The 2,569-nt window shown below is 70.3% G+C and carries 1 protein-coding gene and 1 pseudogene; both read left to right on the forward strand.

Going from position 1 to position 2,569, the window contains the following annotated elements; translation table 11 throughout:
- The first annotated feature begins 377 nt into the window (after nucleotides 1-377).
- Nucleotides 378-1,577, forward strand: coding sequence for a low temperature requirement protein A (locus ABT300_RS43075; RefSeq protein ID WP_351688357.1), 1,200 nt, complete (start codon nucleotides 378-380; stop codon nucleotides 1,575-1,577).
- Nucleotides 1,578-2,112: 535 nt separating this feature from the next.
- Nucleotides 2,113-2,569 (forward strand): annotated as a pseudogene (locus ABT300_RS43080) (hypothetical protein); the annotation flags it as partial.

Raw genomic sequence — 2,569 nt, forward strand, 5'->3', positions numbered from 1 at the left:
CGATCGACCCTCGCGCACGGCACTGTCGCGTGGGGCACGGCAGATCTCACACACGGTCTCAGCTGATCTGGTCCGGCTCCGCTGCCTCGAACCGATACCGCGCGTGCGCGCCGCGACGGACGACGGGCCATTCCTGGATCCCTTGAGCACCCCACAACGCGTCCCCGCGCAGGGCTTCTTATCCGGTGTCACGGGGACGGCCCGGGACGTCCGCCGATTGTCTTCGGCGAGCCCGGCGTAGTACGGAGGTCTGCCTTCCTCATCCGTGTGTACGCGGGAAGCGAACTCCCGCAGGCCGCAGCAGCCGTACTCGGCCGTGTCCAGTGGGTATCGTTCCGCACGTGGGCGGCGGGGCGCCCTGACGGGGGGGAACTGTGGTGACGAACAGCGAGCGGTCGCGGCTGGTCGCGACCGAGGGCGGCCATCGGGTGACACCGGCGGAACTCTTCTTCGACCTGGTGTTCGTGTACGCGATCACGCAGGTCACGGCGCTGATGTCGGCCGACCCGAGCGGGCTGCGGGTGCTCGGCGGGATGGTCGCGCTGGCGCTGCTGTGGTGGTGCTGGTGCTGTTTCGCCTGGTTGGGAAACGTGGTGCGAGCCGACTCCGGCGCGATGTTCACCGTCCTGGTGTCCGTCATGGCCGTCGTCCTGATCGTGTCGCTGGCCGTGCCCGAGGTCTACGACGACGCCCCTGGCGGACTGCCCGCCCCGCTGGTCTTCGTCCTTTGCTACGGCGCCGTCCGCGTCCTCCACCTGGTCACCTACTGGCTCTCCGACCCCACCGACCAGGCCCTGCACCGCGTCCTGCGCCGCACGGCCCTGCTCTCGGTGGCCCCGCCCTTCGCCCTGCTCCTCGTGGGCGCGGCCTTCACCGGCCTGACTCAGATCCTGATCTGGCTCGCCGCGGTGGCCATCGACTACCTGGGCGTCTTCCTCACCGGAAACTCGGGCTGGCGAGTCGCCTCCCCCGGCCACTTCGCCGAACGTCACGGCCTAATCGTCATCATCGCCCTCGGCGAGTCGATCGTCGCAATCGGCGTCGGCATGTCCGGCTTCCCGCTGAGCGCCCCTGTCACGGCCGCCGCCGCACTGGGACTGCTCGTCGCCGCAGGCCTGTTTCGCCTGTACTTCCGTCACGTCGCCGAGGCAGCCGAGCACCGGCTGACCACTCTGACCGGCGACGACCGTACCCGGCTGGCCCGTGACGCGTACACCTTCCTCCACCTGCCGCTGGTGGCCGGAGTCGTCATCACGGCCCTCGGCATGAAGAAGGTCCTCCAACAGGTCGCCGACACCAGCCACTACGACCTGGCCGAGCCCCTGCACGGTGTCGTCGCCTGGGCCCTGCCCGGAGGCGTCGGTGTGTTCCTCCTCGCCTCGGCGGCCCTCCTTCTCCGCACCGCGAACCACCGCTCCCCGGTCTTCCTCGTTGGCGCGGCCGTCTGCCTCGCCGTCGGCCCCGCTGTCACCCTCGTCCCGTCCCTCGTCGGCCTGGCCCTCCTGGCCGCGCTGGTGACGGCCCTGCTCCTCGTCCAGGACCGCATAGCCCAGCCGCGCGTGACCGCGACCAGTTGAGGCCTGAGTGGGCCGACCACTGGGGCACGTACCAATCGCACCAGATCACCTGAGACAGGGGCCAGATCGCCAGGGACGGGACAGTGACGTTGCGGCCGACAGCTTCGGGCGGATCTGACCCGTCGCAGCAAATGTTGAGCGATTCTCACCGAAAGTCGGGGGCTGGACCGCCGTCCCGGACCACTGGTGGGGCGGGGGCCGGAGGTGGAACCACTGGCGGAACTGTCCCCGGCATTCCAGGCGCTGCCGCGTCCGGTAGTGGGTCTGGAACCGCAGCGCCAGACGGGGCATCCTGGGCCAACCAGCCATTCCTGCTCATACATACTGTCGGATCGGCCGGGAGGGGAGCAGCGTGGACACCGATGACCGTCCGGGGCCGCGTTGGTGGTCCACTACATCGCCTGCGGAGCTCGACCGGCTGGCACATGGGGTGCTGAGGGCCGCTCGTGATGCGGCCCGGGAACTGCGGCGGGAGCCTCCGGACCCGACGCGGCGGGCGTGGGCCCTGGGCACCCTGGCAGGGCAGACAAAGGCGATGCTTGGGCCCGACATACCGGACCGCCCGCCGCTCGGGACGGCAGCGCAGGAGGGATTCGTCCGCACCTCTTTCGCTCTCGCCCTGCACCTGCGAGCGCACAGTTGGGCGGAGGCCGACCTCGGCGCGGCCGGCGTGCGGGGTCAGGACGATGTACCGCATCCAGGGGAGCGCTTGGCGGCCGATGCCTTCGACGTCCTCGGACGGCTGATGCTCCCGCACGCCTCCCCCGAAGGCTGGACGGCCACCCTCATCACCGACCTGGCCCGCGACGACGAAAGACTGGAGGCGGCGGTCAAGTTGGGGAAGTACGTCCTGCACCCCACCTTCCTGGGCTTCGGGCGCGTCGCCCGCCCCCGCGACCGGGCAGCACCACAACGCGCCCCAGTGGTGAACAGGGGGGTGCGGGGGCCGCGCCGGTGGGGGTGTCAGAAGACGACAGGAGGAAAAACACAGA

This window comes from Streptomyces sp. NPDC001027 (genome assembly GCF_040299045.1).
Classification (GTDB): Bacteria; Actinomycetota; Actinomycetes; order Streptomycetales; family Streptomycetaceae; genus Streptomyces.